This window comes from Pseudomonas sp. EU05-FHT14B02, assembly GCF_058791055.1.
In genome coordinates, this window is the sequence record NZ_JBYTDD010000001.1 from 312,394 (window position 1) to 336,428 (window position 24,035).

The 24,035-nt window shown below is 60.0% G+C and carries 18 protein-coding genes; 12 read left to right on the plus strand and 6 right to left on the minus strand.

The genetic code is table 11. The features are described from left to right. Nucleotides 1–25 precede the first annotated feature (25 nt). The 5 genes from AC3WTM_RS01420 to AC3WTM_RS01440 all read left to right on the plus strand — a co-directional run bounded on the left by AC3WTM_RS01420 (nucleotide 26) and on the right by AC3WTM_RS01440 (nucleotide 5,585). Nucleotides 26–1,621, plus strand: a complete 1,596-nt coding sequence (locus AC3WTM_RS01420) for an ABC transporter substrate-binding protein (protein ID WP_102669063.1) — start codon at nucleotides 26–28, stop codon at nucleotides 1,619–1,621. 72 nt (nucleotides 1,622–1,693) lie between these two features. Further along, the gene (locus AC3WTM_RS01425; protein WP_095942372.1) at nucleotides 1,694–2,704 is read left to right on the plus strand and encodes an ABC transporter permease subunit; all 1,011 of its coding nucleotides are present in this window, start codon (nucleotides 1,694–1,696) and stop codon (nucleotides 2,702–2,704) included. A 10-nt stretch (nucleotides 2,705–2,714) separates the two neighbouring features. Continuing rightward, a complete protein-coding gene (locus tag AC3WTM_RS01430) occupies nucleotides 2,715–3,626 on the plus strand; it encodes an ABC transporter permease subunit (protein ID WP_057716449.1) in 912 nt (303 codons plus the stop codon). Nucleotides 3,627–3,636: 10 nt separating this feature from the next. Next, nucleotides 3,637–4,605 carry an ABC transporter ATP-binding protein gene (locus AC3WTM_RS01435; RefSeq protein ID WP_102669062.1) on the plus strand — a complete coding sequence of 323 codons (969 nt, stop codon included), beginning with the start codon at nucleotides 3,637–3,639 and terminating at the stop codon, nucleotides 4,603–4,605. After that, nucleotides 4,605–5,585: a peptide ABC transporter ATP-binding protein gene (locus tag AC3WTM_RS01440; protein ID WP_057716451.1), complete on the plus strand. Its 981-nt coding sequence runs from the start codon at nucleotides 4,605–4,607 to the stop codon at nucleotides 5,583–5,585. Before AC3WTM_RS01435 ends, AC3WTM_RS01440 begins: the two co-directional genes overlap by 1 nt. A 195-nt stretch (nucleotides 5,586–5,780) precedes the next feature. On the opposite strand, the gene AC3WTM_RS01445 is transcribed toward AC3WTM_RS01440, so the two are convergent. Further along, the gene (locus AC3WTM_RS01445) at nucleotides 5,781–6,035 is read right to left on the minus strand and encodes a hypothetical protein (RefSeq protein ID WP_057716452.1); all 255 of its coding nucleotides are present in this window, start codon (nucleotides 6,033–6,035) and stop codon (nucleotides 5,781–5,783) included. A gap of 338 nt (nucleotides 6,036–6,373) precedes the next feature. Further along, complete coding sequence (locus AC3WTM_RS01450; RefSeq protein ID WP_057716453.1) at nucleotides 6,374–7,957, minus strand: peptide chain release factor 3; 1,584 nt, start codon at nucleotides 7,955–7,957, stop codon at nucleotides 6,374–6,376. A 438-nt stretch (nucleotides 7,958–8,395) separates the two neighbouring features. Here AC3WTM_RS01450 and AC3WTM_RS01455 point away from each other — a divergent pair, with 438 nt between their 5' ends. From AC3WTM_RS01455 to AC3WTM_RS01475, 5 genes are all read left to right on the plus strand, one after another. After that, nucleotides 8,396–9,112, plus strand: coding sequence for an ABC transporter permease (locus AC3WTM_RS01455; protein WP_057716454.1), 717 nt, complete (start codon nucleotides 8,396–8,398; stop codon nucleotides 9,110–9,112). 20 nt (nucleotides 9,113–9,132) lie between these two features. Further along, entirely contained in the window at nucleotides 9,133–10,026 is an 894-nt protein-coding gene (locus AC3WTM_RS01460) for a glycine betaine ABC transporter substrate-binding protein (protein WP_102669059.1), read from the plus strand. Nucleotides 10,027–10,038: 12 nt separating this feature from the next. Continuing rightward, nucleotides 10,039–10,692 (plus strand): ABC transporter permease, encoded by a 654-nt coding sequence (locus AC3WTM_RS01465; RefSeq protein WP_057716456.1) that lies wholly within the window; start codon nucleotides 10,039–10,041, stop codon nucleotides 10,690–10,692. Continuing rightward, nucleotides 10,689–11,846 (plus strand): osmoprotectant ABC transporter ATP-binding protein OsmV, encoded by a 1,158-nt coding sequence (locus AC3WTM_RS01470; RefSeq protein ID WP_102669058.1) that lies wholly within the window; start codon nucleotides 10,689–10,691, stop codon nucleotides 11,844–11,846. The genes AC3WTM_RS01465 and AC3WTM_RS01470 overlap by 4 nt, the downstream gene beginning before the upstream one ends. A gap of 660 nt (nucleotides 11,847–12,506) precedes the next feature. Further along, nucleotides 12,507–13,670, plus strand: a complete 1,164-nt coding sequence (locus tag AC3WTM_RS01475) for a type III PLP-dependent enzyme (protein ID WP_056728269.1) — start codon at nucleotides 12,507–12,509, stop codon at nucleotides 13,668–13,670. A gap of 170 nt (nucleotides 13,671–13,840) precedes the next feature. Here the strand turns inward: AC3WTM_RS01475 and AC3WTM_RS01480 are convergent, their stop codons facing one another. Beyond that, nucleotides 13,841–14,569 (minus strand): tetratricopeptide repeat protein, encoded by a 729-nt coding sequence (locus AC3WTM_RS01480; RefSeq protein WP_102669181.1) that lies wholly within the window; start codon nucleotides 14,567–14,569, stop codon nucleotides 13,841–13,843. 30 nt (nucleotides 14,570–14,599) lie between these two features. Continuing rightward, complete coding sequence (locus tag AC3WTM_RS01485) at nucleotides 14,600–15,280, minus strand: Fe2+-dependent dioxygenase (protein WP_090453057.1); 681 nt, start codon at nucleotides 15,278–15,280, stop codon at nucleotides 14,600–14,602. A gap of 207 nt (nucleotides 15,281–15,487) precedes the next feature. On the opposite strand from AC3WTM_RS01485, the gene AC3WTM_RS01490 reads away from it, so the two are divergent. Continuing rightward, a complete protein-coding gene (locus tag AC3WTM_RS01490; RefSeq protein ID WP_102669057.1) occupies nucleotides 15,488–17,812 on the plus strand; it encodes a TonB-dependent receptor in 2,325 nt (774 codons plus the stop codon). A gap of 254 nt (nucleotides 17,813–18,066) precedes the next feature. Then, nucleotides 18,067–20,595 (plus strand): PepSY domain-containing protein, encoded by a 2,529-nt coding sequence (locus AC3WTM_RS01495; RefSeq protein ID WP_102669056.1) that lies wholly within the window; start codon nucleotides 18,067–18,069, stop codon nucleotides 20,593–20,595. A gap of 66 nt (nucleotides 20,596–20,661) precedes the next feature. Here the strand turns inward: AC3WTM_RS01495 and AC3WTM_RS01500 are convergent, their stop codons facing one another. Together AC3WTM_RS01500 and AC3WTM_RS01505 are read right to left on the minus strand one after the other, a co-directional pair. Beyond that, entirely contained in the window at nucleotides 20,662–22,203 is a 1,542-nt protein-coding gene (locus tag AC3WTM_RS01500) for an alkaline phosphatase D family protein (RefSeq protein WP_102669055.1), read from the minus strand. An 86-nt stretch (nucleotides 22,204–22,289) separates the two neighbouring features. Further along, the gene (locus AC3WTM_RS01505; RefSeq protein WP_102669054.1) at nucleotides 22,290–24,029 is read right to left on the minus strand and encodes a PTS fructose-like transporter subunit IIB; all 1,740 of its coding nucleotides are present in this window, start codon (nucleotides 24,027–24,029) and stop codon (nucleotides 22,290–22,292) included. Nucleotides 24,030–24,035: the final 6 nt, after the last annotated feature.

Below are 24,035 nucleotides of genomic sequence, written 5' to 3' on the forward strand. Positions count from 1 at the left end.
TTCAACTGATTGCAGAGGGTTCTTGATGAAAATGCTTCCCCTACGTGCGGCCATCGCGGCTGCCTTGCTGAGTGTCGCGGTGGGTGTATCGGCCAAGCCGCTGGTGGTCTGCACCGAAAACAGCCCCGAAGGCTTCGACATGGTCCAGTACACGACTGCAGTCACAGCCGATGCGGTGGCCGAAACCATCTTCAATCGCCTGGCGGACTTCAAGCCCGGCACCACCGACGTGATTCCGGCACTGGCCGAGTCCTGGGACATCAGCGAAGACGGCCTGAGCTACACGTTCCATCTGCGTAAAGGCGTCAAGTTCCACACCACCGAATACTTCAAGCCGACCCGCGACATGAATGCCGACGACGTGGTCTGGAGCTTCCAGCGCCAGCTGGACCCGAATCATCCGTGGCACAAACTGTCGAGCGTGGGCTTCCCGTACTTTGAAAGCATGGGCTTCAAGGAACTGCTCAAGAGCGTCGAGAAAGTCGACGACAACACGGTCAAGTTCACCCTGACCCGCCGTGAAGCGCCGTTCCTGGCCGACATCGCCATGGCCTTCTCGTCGATCTACTCCGCCGAGTACGCCGACCAGCTGCTCAAGACCAACAAGACCGGCGACCTGAACAACAAGCCAGTCGGCACCGGCCCGTTCGTCTTCCAGCGCTACAACAAGGACGCCCAGGTTCGTTTCAAGGCCAACCCGGATTATTTCCGTGGCAAGCCACCGGCTGATGCGCTGATCCTGGCCATCGCCACCGACAACAACGTGCGCCTGCAGAAGCTCAAGGCCAACGAGTGCCAGGTCGCGCTGTATCCAAAACCGGATGACATCCCGAGCATCAAGAAAGACTCGAACCTGAAGGTCGATGAAATGAATGCGATGACCGTCGCCTACATCGCCATCAATACCACCCACAAGTACTTGAGCGATGTGCGCGTGCGCAAAGCCATCGACATCGCTTTCGACAAGGAAGCCGCGGTCAACGCGCTGTTCGGCAAGGGCAATGCCACCGTGGCGGTCAACCCGTTCCCGGATACCCTGCTGGGCTACAACCACACGCTGAAGAATCCTGCCCGAGACCTGGACAAGGCACGCGCCCTGCTCAAGGAAGCCGGCGTACCGGAAGGCACCACCTTCACCCTGTTCACCCGCAACGGAGGCGGCGCGACCAACCCGAACCCGATGCTCGGTGCGCAGATGATGCAGGCCGACCTGGCCAAGGTCGGGATCAAGATCGACATCCGCGTGATGGAATGGGGCGAGATGCTCAAGCGCGCGAAAAACGGCGAGCACGACATGGTTTCCGCCGGATGGGCGGGCGATAACGGCGACCCGGATAACTTCCTGACGCCTATGCTCAGTTGTGAAGCTGCGCAGAACGGCGAAAACTATGCACGCTGGTGCAATGACAGGTTCCAGGCACTCATCGACCAGGCCCGCGCAAAAGTCGACCCGGCTGAGCGTGCAGCGCTTTACGAACAGGCTCAGGTGATTTTCAACCAGGATCAACCATGGATCAGCCTCGCACACACTAGAATGTTCACCGCAACGCGCAACAACGTAGAGGGCTATCACATTAGCCCCCTCACCACGAATAACTTCGCCACCACCCAGGTGAAGTAATAAGAAAACTCCCGGCATTCCTGACCCAGGCATGCCGGGCACGCCTAACCGGCTGATGAGGTACAACACACGATGTTTAGTTTTATTGCCCGCCGACTGGGGTTACTGATCCCCACGTTCTTCGGCATCACCTTGCTGACTTTCGCGTTGATTCGCATGATCCCGGGCGACCCCGTAGAAGTCATGATGGGAGAACGTAGGGTCGATCCCGAAATGCACGCTCAGGCAATGGAACGCCTAGGTCTGAACAAACCCCTGTATGCCCAGTACCTGGATTACATCGGCAAGCTGGCCCACGGCGATCTCGGGGAATCCCTGCGTACCCGTGAAAGCGTGTGGAGCGAATTCACCTCCCTGTTCCCCGCGACCCTGGAACTGTCCATGGCCGCCCTGTTGTTCGCAGGCATCCTGGGCCTTCTGGCCGGGGTGATCGCGGCGCTCAAGCGAGGATCCCTGTTCGACCATGGAGTGATGGGTATCTCCCTGGCGGGATACTCGATGCCGATCTTCTGGTGGGGCCTGATCCTGATCATGTTCTTCTCGGTAAGTCTGGGCTGGACTCCGGTATCCGGGCGGATCGACCTGCTATATGACATCGAACCACGCACCGGCTTCATGCTGATCGATACGCTGCTGGCCGACGAGCCGGACGCCTTCTTCGACGCCCTGCACCACCTGATCCTGCCGGCCATTGTGCTCGGCACCATTCCGCTGGCAGTGATCGCACGGATGACCCGTTCGTCGATGCTCGAAGTACTGCGTGAAGACTACATCCGCACCGCCAAGGCCAAAGGCCTGTCGCCGGCACGCGTGGTGTTCGTACACGGCCTGCGTAACGCGCTGATCCCGGTACTCACCGTGGTAGGCCTGCAAGTCGGCACTCTGCTGGCCGGTGCGGTCCTGACCGAAACCATCTTCTCGTGGCCCGGCATCGGCAAATGGCTGATCGAAGCCATTGGCGCCCGGGATTATCCCGTCGTGCAAAACGGCATCCTGTTAATCGCCTGCCTGGTGATTGTGGTCAACTTCGTAGTGGACATCCTCTACGGCTTTGCCAACCCACGCATCCGTCATCAGCGCTGAGATCATGACCATGACCACTCCAATTCCATCGGTAGCAGTCGATCAAAGCCTGCTGTACCCGTCTCCGTACAAAGAATTCTGGCAAGCGTTTTCCAAGAACAAAGGCGCCGTCGCCGGCCTGATGTTCATGCTGCTGGTAATTTTCTGCGCCATCTTCGCCCCGTGGGTCGCCCCTCACGACCCGAGCGAGCAATACCGTGACTTCCTGCTGACCCCGCCGGCCTGGCTGGAAGGTGGACAGATGCAGTTCCTGCTCGGCACCGACGAACTGGGGCGCGACCTGCTGTCGCGCCTGATCCAGGGCTCGCGCCTGTCCTTGCTGATCGGTTTGTCGTCGGTGGTGATGTCGCTGATCCCGGGGATCCTGCTGGGTCTGTTCGCCGGGTTCTTCCCGCGCATACTTGGCCCGAGCATCATGCGTCTGATGGACATCATGCTGGCCCTGCCGTCCCTGCTGCTGGCCGTGGCGATCGTCGCCATCCTCGGCCCTGGCCTGATCAATACCGTGATCGCCATCGCCGTGGTGTCCCTGCCGTCCTACGTCCGTCTGACCCGCGCTGCGGTGATGGGCGAACTGAACCGCGACTACGTGACCGCCGCGCGCCTGGCCGGTGCCGGTCTGCCGCGCCTGATGTTCGTCACCGTGCTGCCTAATTGCATGGCGCCGCTGATCGTTCAGGCCACCCTGAGCTTCTCCTCGGCGATCCTCGATGCCGCCGCACTGGGCTTCCTCGGCCTTGGCGTACAACCGCCAACCCCTGAGTGGGGCACCATGCTGGCTTCGGCCCGCGACTACATCGAACGCGCCTGGTGGGTCGTGAGCCTGCCTGGTCTGACCATTTTGCTCAGCGTGCTGGCAATCAACCTGATGGGCGACGGCCTGCGCGATGCGCTGGACCCGAAACTCAAGAACGCCGCCTGAGGAGATTCCCATGTCACTGCTAGAAATCAAGAATCTCAACGTTCGCTTCGGCGACAAAAACGCCACGCCAGTCGTCGATGGTCTCGACCTGCAAGTGGACAAGGGCGAAGTGCTGGCCATCGTTGGCGAGTCCGGTTCCGGCAAGTCCGTGACCATGATGGCGCTGATGGGCCTGATCGAGCATCCGGGGATCGTCACCGCTGACGCCCTGAATTTCGACGGCAAGAACATGCTCAAGCTCAACAATCGCCAGCGTCGCCAGATCGTGGGTAAAGACCTGTCCATGGTCTTCCAGGACCCGATGACTGCCCTGAACCCGAGCTACACCGTCGGTTTCCAGATTGAAGAAGTGTTGCGCCTGCACCTGAAAATGTCCGGCAAGGCTGCGCGCAAGCGCGCCATCGAACTGCTGGAAAAAGTTGAAATCCCGGGTGCCGCCAGCCGTATGGACGCCTACCCGCATCAACTGTCCGGTGGCATGAGCCAGCGTGTCGCGATTGCCATGGCGATTGCCGGCGAACCGAAACTGCTGATCGCCGACGAACCGACCACGGCGCTGGACGTAACCATCCAGGCGCAAATCATGGACCTGCTGCTGGCGTTGCAGAAAGAGCAGAACATGGGCCTGGTGCTGATCACCCACGACCTCGCCGTCGTGGCCGAAACCGCCCAGCGCGTGTGCGTGATGTACGCCGGCCAGGCAGTCGAAGTCGGCCAGGTGCCGCAACTGTTCGACATTCCGGCACACCCGTATAGCGAAGCGTTGCTCAAGGCAATTCCGGAACACAGCCTGGGTGCCTCGCGCCTGTCGACCCTGCCGGGCATCGTTCCCGGTCGCTACGACCGCCCGCAAGGTTGCCTGCTGTCGCCACGCTGCCCGTACGTGAAAGACAACTGCCGTCAACAACGTCCGACCCTTGACCAGAAAAGCAACAGCCTCGCTCGCTGCTTCTACCCGCTGAACCAGGAGGTGGCGTAATGGCCGTCGTTCTTACCGCCCGCGACCTGACCCGTCACTACGAGGTGTCCCGAGGCCTGTTCAAGGGTCACGCCACCGTGCGCGCCCTCAACGGCGTGTCGTTCGAACTGGAAGCCGGCAAGACCCTCGCTGTCGTAGGCGAGTCGGGTTGCGGCAAATCCACCCTGGCCCGTGCCCTGACCCTGATCGAAGAGCCGTCCTCCGGCTCCTTGAAAATTGCCGGGCAGGAAGTCGCCGGTGCCGACAAGGCCCAGCGCAAGCAACTGCGCAAAGACGTGCAGATGGTGTTCCAGAGCCCGTACGCCTCGTTGAACCCTCGGCAGAAAGTCGGTGATCAGCTTGCAGAGCCATTATTGATCAACACCAACCTGAGCGCCGCGGAACGTCGCGAGAAAGTCCAGGCGATGATGAAGCAGGTGGGTTTGCGTCCCGAGCACTACCAGCGTTATCCGCACATGTTCTCCGGTGGTCAGCGCCAGCGGATCGCCCTGGCCCGCGCGATGATGCTGCAACCGAAAGTGTTGGTGGCGGACGAACCGACCTCGGCACTGGACGTGTCGATTCAGGCACAGGTGCTCAACCTGTTCATGGATTTGCAGCAAGAGTTCAACACCGCCTATGTGTTCATCTCCCACAACCTGGCGGTGGTACGTCACGTTGCCGACCATGTGATGGTGATGTACCTCGGTCGCCCGGTGGAAATGGGCACGAAAGAGGACATTTACTCCCGACCTCTGCACCCTTACACCCAGGCGCTGTTGTCGGCGACGCCGGCCATCCACCCGGATCCGGACAAGCCGAAAATCAAGATCGTCGGCGAACTGCCCAACCCGCTGAACCCGCCGTCCGGCTGCGCCTTCCACAAGCGCTGCCCGTACGCCACCGAGCGTTGCAGCACTGAAGAGCCGGCCCTGCGCCTGATCGCCGGCCGCCAGGTGGCTTGCCACTACGCCGAGCAATTCCTCGACGGCGCGGCATAAAAATGTGGGAGCGGGCTTGCTCGCGAAGGCGTCATTCCAGTCAACCTCAATGTCGACTGACAGATCGCTTTCGCGAGCAAGCCCGCTCCCACAGGGATTGAGTAGCTCAAGTAATTACGCGTTAACCAAACCCCTTCCGCCTCGAATGCGCATCACTCAGGTAGAAGGGGTTTTCTTTTGCCTGCAATTGAGCGACTACGTCTGGCTGTCGCCCTCTTCCTCATCGGAGTCCGGTTCGTCGGTGGTCGAGTCATCGTCGTTGTCCGCACCGCCCTGCCCCTGATCTCCCGGTTCCGATTCAGACTTGGCGATCATCAACCCCGCATAACCCGCCTGCCCGCTCGAAGCCTGCTCCCCGTGATCGATACACTCGGCCCACGCCGTCGAAGCTCCGAGCGAGAGCATCACCATCACCTTCAACAGCAGTAAAACGCGAAACAACCTGTTCATAGCCGATTCCTTCCTTTCGTTGAGTGCCTGTCTGGTGCTGAGTCAAATCTAGTTCCGATCAGCCGGGTTCTCCAGATTGGACGCTATCTGGCGGGGGAAAATGCAGCGGGTTTGGAGACTGGTTTGGAATAGGGGTTATTCACAACGCCACTAACGCCGAAGCCCCCTGCAGGAACGAGCCTTCTCGCGATGGATGCTAACGATGACGCGCTCTGTCTGGATAAACGCAGCGCGGCTGGAGTCATCGCGAGCAGGCTCGCTCCTACAGGGAATTGCGCCAGGCAATAAAAAACCCCGCAGCTTTCGCAACGGGGCTTTGGGATTTAGCAACTCAGCGCTTAGTGATGCTCACGGGTCGCGCGGAATTTCACGTCCGGCCAGCGCTCTTCCATCAGTGCCAGGTTGACCCGGGTCGGAGCGAGGTAGGTCAGGTGACCACCGCCGTCCAGCGCCAGGTTTTCCACAGCCTTGTTGGAGAATTCCTCAAGCTTCTTCTTGTCGCTGCATTCGATCCAGCGCGCAGAGTAAACAGTGATCGGCTCGTAGGAGCACTCGACCTTGTATTCCTCTTTCAGGCGGCTGGCGACCACATCGAACTGCAGCACACCGACGGCGCCGAGGATGATGTCGTTGCTGCGTTCCGGGAAGAACACCTGGGTCGCGCCTTCTTCGGCCAGTTGTTGCAGGCCCTGGCGCAGTTGCTTGGATTTCAGCGGATCTTTCAGACGTACGCGACGGAACAGTTCCGGGGCGAAGTGTGGAATGCCGGTGAAACCCAGAACTTCGCCTTCGCTGAAGGTGTCGCCGATCTGGATGGTGCCGTGGTTATGCAGGCCGATGATGTCGCCGGCAAACGCCTCTTCCAGTTGCTCACGCTCGGAGGAGAAGAAGGTCAGCGCGTCGCCGATCCGCACGTCCTTGCCGGTGCGCACATGACGCATCTTCATGCCTTTTTCGTACTTGCCCGAGCAGATACGCATGAAGGCGATGCGGTCGCGGTGTTTCGGGTCCATGTTCGCCTGGATCTTGAAGATGAAACCCGAGAACTTCTCTTCCACCGGCTCCACGGTGCGCTCGTTGGCCACGCGTGCCAGTGGGCGCGGCGCCCAATCAACGACAGCGTCGAGGACGTGGTCGACACCGAAGTTGCCCAGTGCCGTACCGAAGAACACCGGAGTCAGTTGACCGTCGAGGAACTCCTGCTGGTTGAACTCGTGGCAGGCGCCCTGCACCAGTTCCAGCTGCTCGATGAAACGCTCGTACTCGTCACCCAGGTGGGCGCGGGCTTCATCGGAGTCGAGCTTCTCGATGATCCTGGTTTCGGTGCGTTCGTGGCCGTGACCGGCGGTGTACACGATGATGTAGTCATCGGCGAGGTGATACACGCCTTTGAAGTCACGGTAGCAACCAATCGGCCAGGTGATCGGCGCAGCCTTGATCTTGAGGACGGCTTCGATTTCGTCGAGCAGTTCGATCGGGTCGCGGATGTCACGGTCGAGTTTGTTGATGAAGCTGACGATCGGCGTGTCACGCAGACGGCAGACGTCCATCAGGGCGATGGTCCGAGGCTCTACACCTTTACCGCCGTCGAGAACCATCAACGCCGAGTCCACCGCCGTCAGGGTGCGATAGGTATCTTCGGAGAAGTCTTCGTGGCCCGGAGTGTCGAGCAGGTTGATCATGTGTTCGCGATACGGGAACTGCATGACCGACGTGGTAATGGAGATACCCCGCTGCTTTTCCATTTCCATCCAGTCGGAGGTGGCATGGCGATCGGATTTACGAGATTTCACCGTACCGGCTACCGCAATCGCCTTGCCCATCAGCAGGAGCTTCTCGGTGATGGTGGTCTTACCGGCATCGGGGTGGGAAATAATGGCGAAAGTGCGGCGTTTCGCGACTTCGGCGGCCTGTTTGGTCATGGGAAATCGCCTGGCAGGTGATTCAAAAAAGGGCGCAGATTATAGCCCAAGTTGATCCAAGAACCGAACCGTTGAGCACATTTGGGGTGGCCAAATGCTTGCGCAGATGGGAACCTTTTAAAGCACGGAGACGTCCACTCCCCCGTAACGACCACTCGTCGGGGGCCTGAAACACCTGCAATTCGGCCTGACGAGGCTGTGCTCATGGCTCGATTGCCGTGCGTTTCCCCCTGTAGGAGCGAGCCTGCTCGCGATGGAAGTCAACGATAATGCTAGGTACCTGAAGGTACGCATTGTCTTGAAGTTTTTCGCGAGCAAGCTCGCTCCTACAGTGAAACGCGCTCGGCATGAGCTGCTTATCGCGATCATTTTTTCGGCAGCCAGGAATGGCGTTGCCACACGAGAAAGTGTTCGTCGACTGAAAAAAGGAGTCCGCCTGTGGCTATCCACTATGGCAAAGGGCTGATAGGAGGCGCGCTGGTATTCGCCCTTCTGGCCCTGCTGATCCAATGGATCGGCATCAACACGATCGAACACTACCGCGACGATTTGTTGTTTTACCTGCAAGCTCATCTGGTTCTCGTCCTCGCTTCCATGCTGGCCGCCCTTGTCGTGGGCATTCCTGCCGGCATCCTCCTCAGCCGCCCGTCCATGATCGGCCGTGCCGAACGCTTCATGCAGTTCTTCAACATTGGCAACACCATTCCGCCCCTGGCCGTCCTGGCCATCGCCTTGGGCATCCTCGGCATCGGCAGCGGTCCTGCGATCTTCGCCCTGTTCCTCGCCTCTTTGCTGCCCATCGTGCGCAACACCTACGAAGGCCTGAAAAACGTTCAGGGTTCGCTCAAGGAAGCCGCCGTCGGCATTGGCATGACCCCGCGCCAGGTGCTTTGGAAAGTCGAATTGCCCAACGCGGTGCCGATCATCATCGGTGGTGTGCGTGTGGCATTGGCGATCAATGTCGGGACGGCGCCGCTGGCGTTCCTGATCGGCGCCAACAGTCTCGGCAGCCTGATCTTCCCCGGCATCGCCCTGAACAATCAGCCGCAATTGCTACTCGGCGCCGCCTGCACCGCCCTGCTGGCCTTATTGCTCGACGGCCTGGTGACACTCGCCAGCCGCCTCTGGCTCGAACGCGGCTTGCGCCCGTCTTAAGCCTCGGCAAAGGAATCGTCATGAAAACTTCAAGCTTTTTACTAGGCTGCGTCCTGCTGTTCGCAGGATTTGCCCAAGCCACGGAAAAACCGTTGATCCGCATCGGCGCCCGGGTATTCACCGAACAGACCCTGCTGGCGGAAATCACCTCGCAGTACCTGCGCACCAAAGGTTACGAGGTGCAGGTGACCGGCGGCCTGGGCAGCAATCTGGCCCGCAGCGCCCATGAAAGTGGCCAACTGGACATGCTCTGGGAATACACCGGCGTTTCGCTGGTGGCCTACAACCATGTCACTGAAAAACTCGACAGCGAACAGTCCTACGCACGAGTAAAAGAACTCGACGCGAAAAAAGGCCTGGTCTGGCTGACACCGTCGAAATTCAGCAACACCTATGCCCTGGCACTGCCGAAAAACGTTGCTGACCAATACCCGCAGATCAACACCATCAGCGAGCTGAACTCGGTGCTGCGCAAGGAAGCCGAGACCAACAATCTGGTGGCGCTGGATACCGAGTTCGCCAACCGCTCGGACGGTCTTGATGGCATGGTCAAGCTCTACGACATGAACCTGACCCGCAAGAACATCCGCCAGATGGACGCCGGACTGGTCTACACCGCGCTGCGTAACGGTCAGGTGTTTGCCGGTCTGGTCTACACCACCGACGGTCGCTTGAACGCCTTCAAACTCAAGCTCCTGGAAGACGACAAGCATTACTTCCCCGACTACACCGCCGCACCGGTGGTGCGTCAGGCCTACCTCGATGCGTATCCGCAACTGGCCGAACAACTCAAGCCTCTGGCTGAGCTGTTCGACGACGACACCATGCGCGAGCTCAATGCGCGGGTCGATGTCGATCACCAAAGCCCTTCGTCCGTTGCCGCAGATTTCCTGCGCCAGCATCCAATCAAATAAGGAGGAAAAGCCATGGAATTTCTCAACGCCTTTTCCCACCTCGACTGGCAGCAGGTGATACAGCTGACCGGGCAACACATCACCCTGGTCGGCATCGCCGTGACCCTGGCGATTGTGGTCGGCGTGCCGCTGGGCATCCTGATGACACGCTTCCCGAGCCTCGCCGGGCCTTTGCAAGCCAGCGCCACGGTGCTCCTGACCGTGCCGTCGATTGCCCTGTTTGGCCTGCTGCTGCCGTTCTACTCCAAGTTCGGCCAGGGCCTGGGCCCGATGCCGGCCATCACCGCGGTGTTTCTGTATTCGCTGCTGCCGATCATGCGTAACACCTACCTGGCCCTGACCAACGTCGAACCGGGCATCCGTGAAGCCGCGCGCGGCATCGGCATGACCTTCGGCCAGCGCCTGCGCATGGTCGAATTACCCATCGCCGTGCCGGTGATCCTCGCTGGTGTGCGCACTGCCGTGGTCATGAACATCGGCGTCATGACCATCGCCGCGACCATCGGCGCCGGTGGCCTGGGCGTACTCATCCTCGCTGCCATCAGCCGCAGCGACATGTCGATGCTGATTGTCGGCGCTGTACTGGTCAGTGTGCTGGCGATCATCGCCGACCTGATCCTGCAAGTGCTGCAACGTTCGCTGACTCCAAAAGGACTGCTCAAATGATCGAACTTCAAAACCTCAGCAAGACCTTCCAAAGCAACGGCAAAGATGTGAAAGCCGTGGACTCGGTGAGCCTGACCGTCAATGAAGGCGAAATCTGCGTGTTCCTCGGGCCATCGGGTTGCGGCAAAAGCACCACGCTGAAAATGATCAACCGCCTGATCAAACCGACCTCGGGCAAGATCCTGATCAACGGTGAAGACACCACGGGCCTCGACGAAGTGACGCTGCGCCGCAACATCGGCTATGTCATCCAGCAAATCGGTTTGTTCCCGAACATGACCATCGAGGAGAACATCGTCGTGGTGCCGAAACTGCTCGGCTGGGACAAGCAGAAATGCCACGACCGCGCCCGCGAGTTGATGAGCATGATCAAGCTTGAACCCAAGCAATATCTGCATCGTTATCCACGAGAGTTGTCCGGTGGCCAGCAACAGCGGATCGGCGTGATTCGCGCACTGGCCGCCGATGCGCCGCTGTTGCTGATGGACGAGCCCTTCGGTGCGGTCGACCCGATCAACCGCGAGATGATCCAGAACGAGTTCTTCGAAATGCAGCGGGCACTGAACAAGACGGTGATCATGGTTAGCCACGACATCGACGAGGCGATCAAGCTCGGCGACAAGATCGCGATTTTCCGCGCCGGCAAGCTGCTGCAAATCGATCACCCGGACACGTTGCTCGCGCATCCGGCGGATGAGTTTGTCAGCAACTTCGTCGGCCAGGACAGCACACTGAAACGCCTGCTGCTGGTGAAAGCCGAAGATGCGGCGGACAACGCGCCTTCCGTCAGCCCGCATACTCCGGTGGCCGAAGCTCTGGAGTTGATGGACGAGCATGACCGACGCTATGTGGTGGTCACTTGTGCCGAGAATAAAGCCCTGGGTTATGTACGACGTCGCGACTTGCACCGTCAGACCGGCACCTGCGCGCAGTACCAGCGGGAGTTCAACGCCACGGCGGCGTACGACGAACATTTGCGCATCCTGCTGTCGCGCATGTACGAGTTCAATCGGGCGTGGTTGCCGGTGATGGATGCCGAGCGGGTGTTCCTTGGCGAGGTCACGCAGGAGTCGATTGCGGCGTACCTGAGTTCCGGACGTTCGCGGGGGATGAAGACCCATATCGTCTCGCCAGCTGAGGCGGTGGTCGCCTGACAGCTCACATAACCAGGTAAAAGCACAAAACCTGTGGGAGCGAGCTTGCTCGCGATGGCGTCATTTCAGGCAACTACGATGCTGGCTGTGAAAATGTCATCGCGAGCAAGCTCGCTCCCACAGGTTCTATGCGATTTTCCAGTGATTCGCAGGCCGGAAAAAAATATCAACAGTAGCGTCTGTAAAGGCTATTCGGAAACACGCTCCTGAATAGTCAAATCCCCTCTCAACCCACCTTTTAGCAGCCAACGTCGCCGATGTTGACGCTATCGTAGTTACTAGCGACTTTGCACACAAAAGCGTCGAACGTGCAGGTATTTTTAACACTCCATAAATCCTCGGGAACATCCGACTGTCATCTGTGTCGGTTACAAAGAGTGATGCCTGCAACGCGCGTCAGAAGAGTGCAAAAACGCGACATTTTTTGTTGATCTCAAGCCCCTCACGCCCTAAAGTTCGCGCCGAACGTCCATGCTGGAAACGATCCATCCGGCTCAAGTACTGACGACGAGACAGCAAGGCCAAGGGAAAGCTGCACCTCCCATGGCCTTTTTGCTTTCGGCGACATGCCTTGGGAAGTAGGCGAACCAAAGTGGGGATACGGAGGACGTTCATTTGCACCCATTGATTAACAACGTTTGCCTTTAGGAGCTCCCAGGTATGTCGATCCAGGTCGAAGACTATTTCGCGCGTGAAACCTTTCAGAAAATGAAGGCGTTCGCCGACAAACAGGAAACCCCGTTCGTGGTGATCGACACCGCGATGATCAGCCAGGCCTATGACGACCTGCGCGCCGGTTTCGAATTCGCCAAGGTCTACTACGCGGTCAAGGCCAACCCGGCCGTCGAGATCATCGACCTTCTCAAAGAGAAAGGCTCGAGCTTCGACATCGCCTCGATCTACGAGCTGGACAAAGTGCTTGGTCGCGGCGTCAGCGCCGACCAGATCAGCTACGGCAACACTATCAAGAAATCCAAGGACATCCGCTACTTCTACGAGAAGGGCGTGCGCCTGTTCGCCACCGACTCCGAAGCCGACCTGCGCAACATCGCCAAGGCCGCACCGGGCTCGAAAGTCTACGTGCGTATCCTGACCGAAGGCTCGACCACCGCCGACTGGCCGTTGTCGCGCAAATTCGGCTGCCAGACCGACATGGCCATGGACCTGCTGATCCTCGCCCGCGACCTGGGCCTGGTGCCTTACGGCATCTCGTTCCATGTCGGCTCGCAGCAGCGCGACATCAGCGTCTGGGACGCGGCGATCGCCAAGGTCAAAGTGATCTTCGAGCGTCTGAAGGAAGAAGACGGTATCCACCTGAAGCTGATCAACATGGGTGGCGGCTTCCCGGCCAACTACATCACCCGCACCAACAGCCTGGAAACCTACGCCGAGGAAATCATCCGCTTCCTGAAGGAAGACTTCGGTGATGACTTGCCGGAAATCATCCTGGAGCCAGGCCGCTCGCTGATCGCCAACGCCGGCATCCTGGTCAGCGAAGTGGTACTGGTTGCACGTAAATCCCGTACCGCGGTAGAGCGTTGGGTGTACACGGATGTGGGCAAGTTCTCCGGCCTGATCGAAACCATGGACGAAGCCATCAAGTTCCCGATCTGGACCGAGAAGAAAGGCGAAATGGAAGAAGTGGTCATCGCCGGTCCAACCTGCGACAGCGCCGACATCATGTACGAAAACTACAAGTACGGCCTGCCGCTGAACCTGGCCATCGGTGATCGCCTGTACTGGCTGTCGACCGGTGCGTACACCACCAGTTACAGCGCCGTCGAGTTCAATGGCTTCCCGCCGCTGAAGTCGTTCTACGTGTAAATACTGCGTAGAAAACAAAAAGCCCATGACCTGTCATGGGCTTTTTCATTTATGCAGTTCCATGTAGGAGCGAGCTTGCTCGCGATGGATTTCAGAGCACCGCGTGTACTCAGACAGCACGCGTTATCGTTGTCCACCATCGCGAGCAATCGAGTGTCGACCGGCTGCTCCTACAGGGTTTCGAGCTGTTCGGTACGTTGTTTGTAATCCACAGCCATCGCCTGAATCTGTGGATCATTGGCGGCTGACAATGCCTTACAGGCCACTCGCAGAAAATTCAGGTTGCCACCGGCCAACGCCTTGCGCAGCCAGACCAACGCTTCCTCGATATTTCCTTCGTCGGTCAAGACCGCAGCAAAGCTGAACTGCCCGCGAAAATCCCCGCCCTCGGCCGAACGTCGATACCAGTCACGCGCCGCTGCCGGATTCCCAGGACAAACCCGCCCTTCTTCCAGATACCGCCCCAACAGATTCATCGATTTTGCATGACCCAACTCAGCCGCACGGCGATAAAGACTCAGTGCTTGAAGCTGATCCTCAGCCACCCCGCGACCGGTCGCCAGCAGATTGGCGTAGTTGTACATCGCCCAGTCCAGCCCTGCAGTGGCGGCAAGTCGGTAATGCCTGGCCGCCAGCGACGCATCGGCAGCACAGCCCCAACCATGCTCATGGCAACGGCCGAGCATGTTGCGTGCCATCACATGCCCACGTCGCGCGGCAATGTCGAACCAACGCAGTGCCAGCGGACGATCCTGAGCAATGCCCTGCCCGTCCAGCAAAATCTGCCCGAGCAACGCCTGCGCATCGAGGACGTCTTCGCGGGCCGCGATCAGAATCGCCTGGGCCGCACGGGCCGGACTTTCGTCGAGCATCGCGCGCAGGCGCTCAACGTCGAGCATTTCCTCGCGGCGTAAACGAAAATCCGCCACTTACACCTCGACCCAGCGACGCAGCAGGTTGTGATACGTCCCGGTCAGGCGGATCAGCGATGGATGATCGGGCACATCGCGGGTCAGTTGCTGGATTGCCCCGTCCATCTCGAACAGCAGGGCGCGCTGGCTGTCTTCACGCACCAGGCTTTGCGTCCAGAAAAACGAGGCGAGTCGCGCTCCGCGTGTCACCGCATTGACCTTGTGCAGACTGGTGCCGGGATACAGCACCATGTCGCCGGCAGGCAGCTTCACCCGTTGGGTGCCGAAGGTGTCCTGGATCTCCAGCTCGCCGCCGTCGTAATCCTCCGGCTCGCTGAAGAACAGAGTGGCGGACAAATCCGTACGCACCCGCTCGATGCTGCCTTTTGGCTGACGCACCGCGTTGTCGATATGGAAGTCGAAACTGCCACCGGCGGTGTAACAGTTCACTAACGGAGGGAAGACTTTGTGCGGTAACGCTGCTGACATGAACAGCGGATTTTTCCACAGCCGCTCCAGCATCGCCGCGCCGATCTCCTTGGCCAGCGGGTGACCTTCCGGCAACTGCAAATTGTGTTTGGCCTTCGCCGACTGGTAGCCGGCGGTGATCTTGCCATCGGCCCAATCGGCTTGCTCCAGAGCCTCGCGAATGCGCTGCACCTCGTCTTTTTCAAACAGGCCGGGAATGTGCAGCAGCATGACAAAGGCACCTGAAACCAAAGGGATGCCAATGGTATTGATTCTTATTGCCTGTGTAAAACACATCTGACGAATGAGTCAGCAGAAACCGTAAGGGTAAATTGTAAAGAATGTAAATTCAGTGCGAATAGTAATATTTCGCAATTGATACAAATACGTGTTTACCCTATATTCCGCGGCCTCAAATCCTTGGGGAGGGGAACTCAAATGTCGCGTCAACAACCACAAGTACCGGTCAGTTCACCACGTCTGCTCGCATCGGCCATCGGCATGGCGCTTACTGCCGGCTCTGCGGGCCACATGGTTTTCGCGGCGGAAAAAGCCGACGAAAAAGCACCGGGCAATGTGATTTCGCTGGGCGCCACCGCCATCACCGGCGAAGCCCAGGACGAAACGACCTATAACGTAGAGAAAGCCTCCTCGCCCAAGTACACCGCACCGCTGGTGGACACACCGCGCTCGATCACCGTCATTCCGCAACAAGTGTTGAAAGACACAGGCGCCATGAACATGCAGGACGCCCTGCGCACCATTCCAGGCATCACCTTCGGTGCCGGTGAAGGCGGCAACCCACAGGGCGACCGTCCGTTCATTCGCGGCTTTGACGCCCAGGGCGATACCTACCTGGACGGCGTTCGCGATACCGGTTCCCAGAGCCGCGAGATCTTCGCCGTGGAGTCGATCGAAGTCAGCAAAGGCCCGAACTCTGCCATCGGCGGTCGTGGCGCTGCAGGCGGCAGCATCAACCTGGTCAGCAAGAAAGCTCACCTGGGCAATTCGTTCGATGGTGGTTTCACCTGGGGCTCCGACCAGACCCAGCGCTACACCATGGACGGCAACTATCAGTTCACCGACACTGCCGCTGGCCGTCTGAACCTGATGAGCCATGAGAGCAACGTCGCCGGACGTGACAGCGTCGACTACGACCGCTGGGGTGTCGCACCGTCCCTGGCTTTCGGCCTGGGTACAGATACCCGCGTCAACCTCGACTACTACCACCTCGAAAGCAACGACACGCCGGATTCGGGCATCCCTTACTCCATCCCGGCCGCAGGCTCGGCTGCCCGTACCAAGGCCAACCCGGACAAGCCGAATGACGGTGGCGACAGCAGAAATTTCTATGGTCTGACCGACCGCGACTTCCGCAAGACCCGCACCGACACCGCAACTTTCGCCATCGAGCACGACCTGAGTGACTCGCTGACCATCAAGAACACCCTGCGTCACGGCACCAGCATGCAGGATTACATCCTGACCCAGCCGGACGACAGTAAAGGCAACGTCAACAACGGCAGCGTCTGGCGCCGGGCAAACACCCGCGTGAGCAACACCGAGACCACCACCAACCAGACCGACCTGTTTGGTGATATCTACATCGCCGGGTTCAAGAACAGCTTCTCCACCGGTGTCGAATACACCCACGAGGAAAGTGAAAAATCCTCGTACAACGTCAACACGGACACCACCCCGGGAACGGCAGCGGTAACCAACAACTGCTCGCCGGCACTGATCGGCGCGCCAAGCGGTTACAACTGCACCTCGCTGTCCAACCCGACGCCAAATGATCCGTGGAGCGGTGCCATCTCCCGCAACTACGCGGGCACCGAAACCAAGGCCAACACCTACGCACTGTATGTATTCGACACCCTGACGTTGTCCGAGCAGTGGCTGGTGAACATGGGCCTGCGCTACGACCATTTCGACACCGACTACAAAACCTTCAACGGCTCCAGCGTGACCACGTCCAAGGGTGATGACACCAGCGAGTTCGTTACCGGTCAGTTCGGTGTGGTGTACAAACCAGCCGAAAACGGCAGCATCTATGCATCCTACGCAACATCTGCCACTCCACCGGGCAACACCCTGGGCGAAGGTTCGGAAGGCAACCCGCTGGGCGGCACGCCGGATCGCAACGGCAATCTGCTGAAAAGCGATATGGAACCGGAAACCACCAAGAACTACGAAATCGGTACCAAGTGGGATCTGCTGAACGATCGTTTGTCCCTGACTGCCGACATCTTCCGCACCGAGAAAGAAAACGCTCGTGTGCAAACCAACACCACTACGTTTGAAAACGTCGGCAAAACCCGCGTTCAAGGTATCGAACTGTCGGCCACCGGCAAGCTCACCGACAAATGGCAGGTCTTCGCCGGTTACGCCTACATGGACAGCGAGCAAGTCGATGGCGGCGACCTGCCGGCAAACAAAGCCAACGATGGCAACGAACTGCCTAACACGCCGAAAAACAGCGCCAGCCTGTGGACGACCTATCAGGTCACGCCAAGGCTGACCATCGGTGGCGGTGCGTTCTATGTCGATGACGTGTTCGGCAGTGCCGCCAACACCACCATGGTCGATTCCTACGTTCGTTACGACGCAATGGCGGCCTACAAGCTGACCAAGAACGTCGACCTGCAACTGAACGTACAGAACCTGACTGACGAAACCTACTACGACAAGGCGTTCTCGACTCACTTCGCCAACCAGGCGGCCGGTCGTACCGCTTTGCTGAGCACCAACTTCCACTTCTGATTGCCACTCACACTGCAATCCCTGTGGGAGCGAGCTTGCTCGCGATGACGTCGCCACATTCAACATTTATGTTGGCCGACACACCGCTATCGCGAGCAAGCTCGCACCCACAGGAGAGGGTGAATGCTGAAATCAGACCCGGCCCCGTTCATCCACATGAACGGGGCCTTTGCGCGTAAAAAGAATGCTTCTCGACAACCCCACGGCATAATGCGCGCCGTGATGAATCAACTTGAACGAACAAGGCGAGCGACGTGTTGAAGAAAACCCTGTTCCAGTTGCACTGGTTTTTCGGCATCAGCGCCGGGCTGGTCCTGGCCCTGATGGGCATCACCGGGGCGATGGTATCGTTTCAGGATGAAATCCTGAGCGCACTCAATCCTTCTGTGTTGCAGGTCGAGAAACAGGTCGCCGGTGTGCTGCCGCCCGTCGAACTGGTGGAGCGAATCGAAGCCGCATCGGGCAAAAAAGTCTCGATGCTCACGGTGGAAACCGACAGCGGCAACGCCGCCAAAGTGTGGTTCACCCCGCCGCCAGGTGAACGCCGTGGCGAGATGCGCTACTTCGACCCGTATACCGCCGAGTTCCTCGGCGACGCCAGCGGCCAGGGCTTTTTCGGTCTGATGCTGCAACTGCACCGTTTCCTCGCCATGGGCGACACGGGGCGGCAGATCACCGGCGCGTGCACGCTGATCCTGGTGTTCTTCTGCCTGTCTGGCCTATACCTGCGCTGGCCTCGCCAGTGGAAAAGCTGGCGGACCTGGCTGACCCTGGACTGGAAGAAAAAGGGCCGCAGCTTCAACTGGGACCTGCACTCGGTGGCCGGCACCTGGTGCCTGGTGTTTTACCTTCTGGCGGCGCTGACCGGGTTGTTCTGGTCCTACGAGTGGTACAACAAAGGCCTGACCCGATTGCTCTCCGACTCACCACAGAGCGAACGTGTGCGCGGCGGACGCGGCCCTGCGCCAAGCGGTCCGGCACCGACGGCCGATTACTCGGCGATGTGGAGCAGCATCTACAGTGCGGCCGGTCCGCAACTCAGCTCCTATAACGTGCGCATGCCGCCCGTGGCCGGCCAACCAGCGACCGTTTACTTCCTGCTGAAAACTTCGCCTCACGACCGCGCCCTGAACCAGATCACCCTTGACCCGGCCACCGGCGTGGTCAAACGGGTTGATCGCTACAGCGACAAGAGCCTCAAGGCGCAACTGCTGACCAGCATCTATGCGCTGCACGTCGGTAGTTACTTCGGCATCGTCGGGCGCATTATCCTGACCATCGCCTCGCTGACCATGCCGCTGTTCTTCATCACCGGCTGGATGCTGTACCTGGATCGTCGGCGCAAAAAGCGCCAGATCAAGGATGCACGCAAAGATCTCGTGCAAACCGCCAGCGACGCGCCGGCGTGGCTGATCGGCTTCGCCAGCCAAAGTGGTTTTGCCGAACAGCTGGCATGGCAAACCGCCGGGCAATTGCAGGCCGCAGGCTTGCCGGTCAAAGTGCAGCCATTGGCGGACGTCAGCGAGCAGGACTTGCATGAATCGAACAATGCCTTGTTCGTGGTCAGCACCTTCGGCGACGGCGAGGCACCGGACAGTGCCCGCAGTTTCGAGCGCAAGGTACTGGGCCAGACACCGAGCCTGGGGCGCCTGAATTACGCCGTCCTGGGGTTGGGCGACCGGCAGTATCAACACTTCTGCGGTTTCGCCAAACGCCTGCACGCCTGGTTGGGCGAACAGGGCGCAAAGACCCTGTTCGCCCCGGTGGAGGTCGACAGCGGTGACCCTTACGCCTTGCGCCACTGGCAACAGCAACTGGGTCTGTTGACCGGCCAGGCCCCCGTGGATACCTGGCAAGCGCCCAGCTACGACAACTGGACCCTGCTGCATCGTGAACTGCTCAATCCGGACAGCAGTGGCTCGCCGGTGTACTTGCTGGGCCTCAAGCCTCCTTCCACCAGCAGCTGGCTGGCGGGCGACCTAGTGGAAGTGATGCCGCGCAACTGCCCGTGGGCCATCGAGCACTTCCTCGATGGCATGGGGATTCACGGTGAAACCAAGGTGCAACTCAACGGCCTGGAAGAAACCCTCGAACAGGCCCTGGCCAGCCGCCAGTTGCCGGAGAACCGCGCCCACCTGGTCGGCCTGCACGCCCAAGCGTTGGCAGAGGCCCTCGTGCCGCTGGCCATGCGCGAGTATTCCATTGCGTCGATCCCGGCCGATGGCGTGCTGGAATTGATCGTGCGTCAGGAAGTGCATGCCGACGGCAACCTCGGTGTCGGTTCCGGCTGGCTGACCGAACACGTGCCGGTAGGCAGTTCCATCAGCCTGCGCGTGCGGCGCAACAGTGGTTTCCATCTGCCGGCCCAACCGGTGCCGATGATCCTGCTGGGCAACGGCACGGGCCTGGCCGGGTTGCGTAGCCTGCTCAAGGCCCGGATTGCCGATGGCCAGCAACGCCAGTGGCTGCTGTTTGGCGAGCGCCATCGCGAGCACGATTACCTGTGCCGAAAGGAGCTGGAGGAGTGGCTGATCAATGGTGATCTGGCGCGCCTCGACCTGGCGTTTTCCCGCGACCAGGCCGAAAAGATTTACGTACAGGATCGACTGCGTGAATCGGCGGCCGAGCTCAAGAAGTGGCTGGCGGACGATGCGGTGATCTACATCTGCGGCAGCCTTCAAGGCATGGCTTCGGGCGTGGATCAGGTGCTCAACGAAGTGTTGGGTAGCGCCGAAGTGGAGCGCCTGATCGAACAGGGCCGCTACCGCCGCGACGTGTACTGATTCACTGAGTTCCCTGTGGGAGCGAGCTTGCTCGCTCCCACAAGGGTTCATGTATCCATCTCCATCTCAAACCGGCTGCAGCTTTTTCTCAAATACAGACACCCCATCCAGATCCCGCAACACCACGCTCAACTCCCCACTCTGCCCATCGATGTTCACCTCGCCAAAAAACTGAAACCCGGCAAACGGCGAGACGTTCTGCGTGGGCGGCGCCTTCTCGAATACCACTTCAGGACCAAAGGTTTTATCCAGCGAGTTCGGCCCAAAGCTACCGGCATTCAGCGGTCCGGCGACGAACTCCCAGAACGGTTCGAAATCCTGAAACGCCGCCCGATCCGGATGGTAATGATGGGCCGCGCAGTAATGCACATCTGCGGTCAGGAACAGGAAATTTCGCACCTCTTGCGCCCGCAGAAAGCCGAGCAATTCTGCGATCTCCAGCTCACGCCCCTGTGCCGGGCCGGGGTCACCGTTGGCCACGGCCTCCCAGCGCGCGACACCAGGGCTGACCTCGCCGTCGGGCACGCCGAGGCCAATGGGCATGTCGGCGGCGATCACTTTCCATTGCGCGTTCGAGGCCTGCATTTCGCGCTTGAGCCAGTCCAGTTGCTCACGCCCGAGGAAAGGTTTTTCAGCGCCCTGATTGTCATCGTTGGGCCCGCGATAACTGCGCATGTCCAGTACAAAAACATCGAGCAGCGGCCCGTAACCAAGCTTGCGATAGATCCTCCCGCCGCCATCGGCGCTCTGCAAACGCATCGGCGCATATTCAAGCCAGGCCTGGCGTGCGCGGCCCACCAGGCTGTGGATATCTTTGTCCTGGTAACGCGCATCCAGCTGCTTGCCCGGCGACCAGTTGTTCACCACTTCGTGGTCGTCCCACTGCCAGATCTGCGGGACCTCGGCATTGAAACGACGGATGTTTTCGTCCATCAGGTTGTAGCGATAGTTGCCGCGATACTCATCGAGGGTCTCGGCGACTTTGCTCTTGGCCTCGGTGGTGATGTTGCGCCACACCCGGCCGCCTTCCGTGGTGAGCTGAGCCGGGATCGGGCCGTCGGCGTAAATGGTGTCGCCGCTGTGGATAAAAAAGTCTGGCAAACGCAGGCGCATTGCTTCGTAGATGCGCATGCCGCCAATGTCCGGGTTGATGCCGAAGCCCTGGCCGACGGTGTCGCCGCTCCAGACGAAACGGATGTCACGGCGGGCTTGCGGCACGCTGCGCAAGTGACCGAACCAGGGCTCGCTGGCGACACCGCTCTGGGCGTCTTCAAACTGCACGCGATAGAAAATTGCCTGACCGGCGGGCAGCCCGATGAGTTCGACCCGGGCAGTGAAATCAGTGCGCGCATCGGCCAGGGGCGAGACGAATCGCCGTGGGTTGGGAAACAGGCTGCGGGTGTCCCACTCCACCACCATCCGCGCGGGGCGGTCGCAGCGGCTCCAAATAATCGCCCGGTCACCCAGCAGGTCGCCGGACTGCACGCCGTCGGCGACCTTCGGCCGGTCCTTGACCGAAGCGATCACCGCCGGCGCCAGCCCTGGCAACAGCAATCCGGCGCCGACCGCTTGCATGACACGACGGCGCCCGAGGTTGAAATCGCTCATGGTGTTCTCCCTGAAAAAGGAAAACTAAAGCATGACCCTATGACCCTGGCATGACACAAATCTTCCCAACACCACAGGGGCAGGTGTCAGGCGGTGGCGGGTTCTACCGCCAACTCCACCACCTCCGGCCGTTTCACCAGCGCATACGCCACCGCCGTCAACAGACTCCCCGCCACAATCGCCAACAGGTAGAGCAGCGCATGGTTGATCGCATTCGGGATCGCCAGGACGAACAACCCACCATGGGGCGCCATCAATTTGCAGCCGAAATACATCGACAACGCCCCCGTCAGCGCACCGCCGGCGATGCTCGCCGGAATCACCCGTAGCGGATCTTTCGCCGCAAAAGGAATCGCCCCTTCAGAGATAAAGCACAGCCCCAGCACCAGCGCTGCTTTACCGGCCTCGCGCTCGGTCTGGGCGAACTTGCGTCGGGCAATGAACGTGGCGATGCCCAGGCCAATCGGCGGCACCATGCCGGCCGCCATGGTCGCCGCCATCGGCGCGTAGCTCTGCGACGCCAGCAACCCCACCGAAAACGCATAGGCCGCCTTGTTGATCGGCCCGCCGAGGTCGACGCACATCATGCCGCCCAGCAACACACCGAGCAGAATCGCGTTGGTGGTGCCCATGCTGTCGAGAAAATTCGTGAGCCCGGCAAGCATCCCGGCGACCGGTTTGCCGACCACGTAGATCATCACCAGACCGGTGAACAGGCTCGCCAGCAGCGGGATGATCAGGATCGGTTTCAGCGCCTCGAGACTTTGCGGCAAACGCGCATACCGGTTGATCGCCTTGGCCGCATAGCCAGCGAGGAAACCGGCAATGATCCCGCCGATGAAACCGGCGCCCAGGGTGCTCGCCAGCAGTCCGCCGATCATCCCTGGCGCGAGGCCCGGACGGTCGGCGATGGAGTAGGCGATATAGCCTGCCAGCAGCGGCACCATCAGCTTGAATGCGCTATCGCCACCGATCTGCATCAGCGCCGCCGCCAGCGTGCCCTCCTCCTTGAAGGCGGTGATGCCGAACACGAACGACAAGGCGATCATCAGGCCGCCGGCCACCACCATCGGCAACATGAACGACACGCCAGTCAGCAGGTGTTTGTAGACACCCGTCTTTTCCTGTTTGGCCGTTGTTTTGGCAGCGCTCCCAGCGCTTTCCTGCTGGCCTTCGGCCAAGGCCTTTTTCAAGGTCGCTTCCGCTTGCTTGAGGGCAATACCGGTGCCACAGCGATAGATTTTCTTGCCGGCGAAACGCTCGGTGGCGACTTCGATATCGGCCGCCAGCAGCACCACATCGGCCTCGGCAATCGCTTGCGCGCTCAATGGATTGCGTGCGCCGACCGAGCCCTGGGTTTCCACCTGTAGCTCATAGCCCAGGCGCTTGGCCGCTTGCTGCAAGGCTTCGGCGGCCATGAACGTGTGAGCGACACCCGTCGGGCACGCGGTAACCGCCACCAGTCGCGGCGCGTTCTGGACAACCGCAACAGGTTCGACGACGACCTCTTCGGCGGCGTAAACCTGAGCGTCCTGCGCACCACGCCGCAGCACAGCTTCCACGTCTTGCAGGGCCTGGGCCGGGGTGCTCTGGAACAGCCGCTTGCCGACAAACCGCGACATATCCACGGGTGCGCTGGTCACCAGCAGCACCCACTCGGCCGCGTCGAGGGTGGCCGCCGACAGTTGTTTCTCAGGATGTGCGGCATCGGTGATTTCGACACTGGTGCTCCAGCCCTGACGCTGGGCCGCGGCATCAAGCAACCGGGCGCACAGCACACTGGTGACCATGCCGTTCGGGCAGGCCGTAATGATGGCTAACTTCATGACAAA

What these genes read in the sequence shown, in the direction of transcription:
- AC3WTM_RS01420 (WP_102669063.1), top strand. Translation starts at nt 26, where the DNA reads ATGAAAATGCTTCCCCTACGTGCGGCCATCGCGGCTGCCTTGCTGAGT.
- AC3WTM_RS01425 (WP_095942372.1), top strand. Translation starts at nt 1,694, where the DNA reads ATGTTTAGTTTTATTGCCCGCCGACTGGGGTTACTGATCCCCACGTTC.
- AC3WTM_RS01430 (WP_057716449.1), top strand. Translation starts at nt 2,715, where the DNA reads ATGACCACTCCAATTCCATCGGTAGCAGTCGATCAAAGCCTGCTGTAC.
- AC3WTM_RS01435 (WP_102669062.1), top strand. Translation starts at nt 3,637, where the DNA reads ATGTCACTGCTAGAAATCAAGAATCTCAACGTTCGCTTCGGCGACAAA.
- AC3WTM_RS01440 (WP_057716451.1), top strand. Translation starts at nt 4,605, where the DNA reads ATGGCCGTCGTTCTTACCGCCCGCGACCTGACCCGTCACTACGAGGTG.
- AC3WTM_RS01445 (WP_057716452.1), bottom strand. Translation starts at nt 6,035, where the DNA reads ATGAACAGGTTGTTTCGCGTTTTACTGCTGTTGAAGGTGATGGTGATG.
- AC3WTM_RS01450 (WP_057716453.1), bottom strand. Translation starts at nt 7,957, where the DNA reads ATGACCAAACAGGCCGCCGAAGTCGCGAAACGCCGCACTTTCGCCATT.
- AC3WTM_RS01460 (WP_102669059.1), top strand. Translation starts at nt 9,133, where the DNA reads ATGAAAACTTCAAGCTTTTTACTAGGCTGCGTCCTGCTGTTCGCAGGA.
- AC3WTM_RS01465 (WP_057716456.1), top strand. Translation starts at nt 10,039, where the DNA reads ATGGAATTTCTCAACGCCTTTTCCCACCTCGACTGGCAGCAGGTGATA.
- AC3WTM_RS01470 (WP_102669058.1), top strand. Translation starts at nt 10,689, where the DNA reads ATGATCGAACTTCAAAACCTCAGCAAGACCTTCCAAAGCAACGGCAAA.
- AC3WTM_RS01475 (WP_056728269.1), top strand. Translation starts at nt 12,507, where the DNA reads ATGTCGATCCAGGTCGAAGACTATTTCGCGCGTGAAACCTTTCAGAAA.
- AC3WTM_RS01480 (WP_102669181.1), bottom strand. Translation starts at nt 14,569, where the DNA reads ATGCTCGACGTTGAGCGCCTGCGCGCGATGCTCGACGAAAGTCCGGCC.
- AC3WTM_RS01485 (WP_090453057.1), bottom strand. Translation starts at nt 15,280, where the DNA reads ATGCTGCTGCACATTCCCGGCCTGTTTGAAAAAGACGAGGTGCAGCGC.
- AC3WTM_RS01490 (WP_102669057.1), top strand. Translation starts at nt 15,488, where the DNA reads ATGTCGCGTCAACAACCACAAGTACCGGTCAGTTCACCACGTCTGCTC.
- AC3WTM_RS01500 (WP_102669055.1), bottom strand. Translation starts at nt 22,203, where the DNA reads ATGAGCGATTTCAACCTCGGGCGCCGTCGTGTCATGCAAGCGGTCGGC.
- AC3WTM_RS01505 (WP_102669054.1), bottom strand. Translation starts at nt 24,029, where the DNA reads ATGAAGTTAGCCATCATTACGGCCTGCCCGAACGGCATGGTCACCAGT.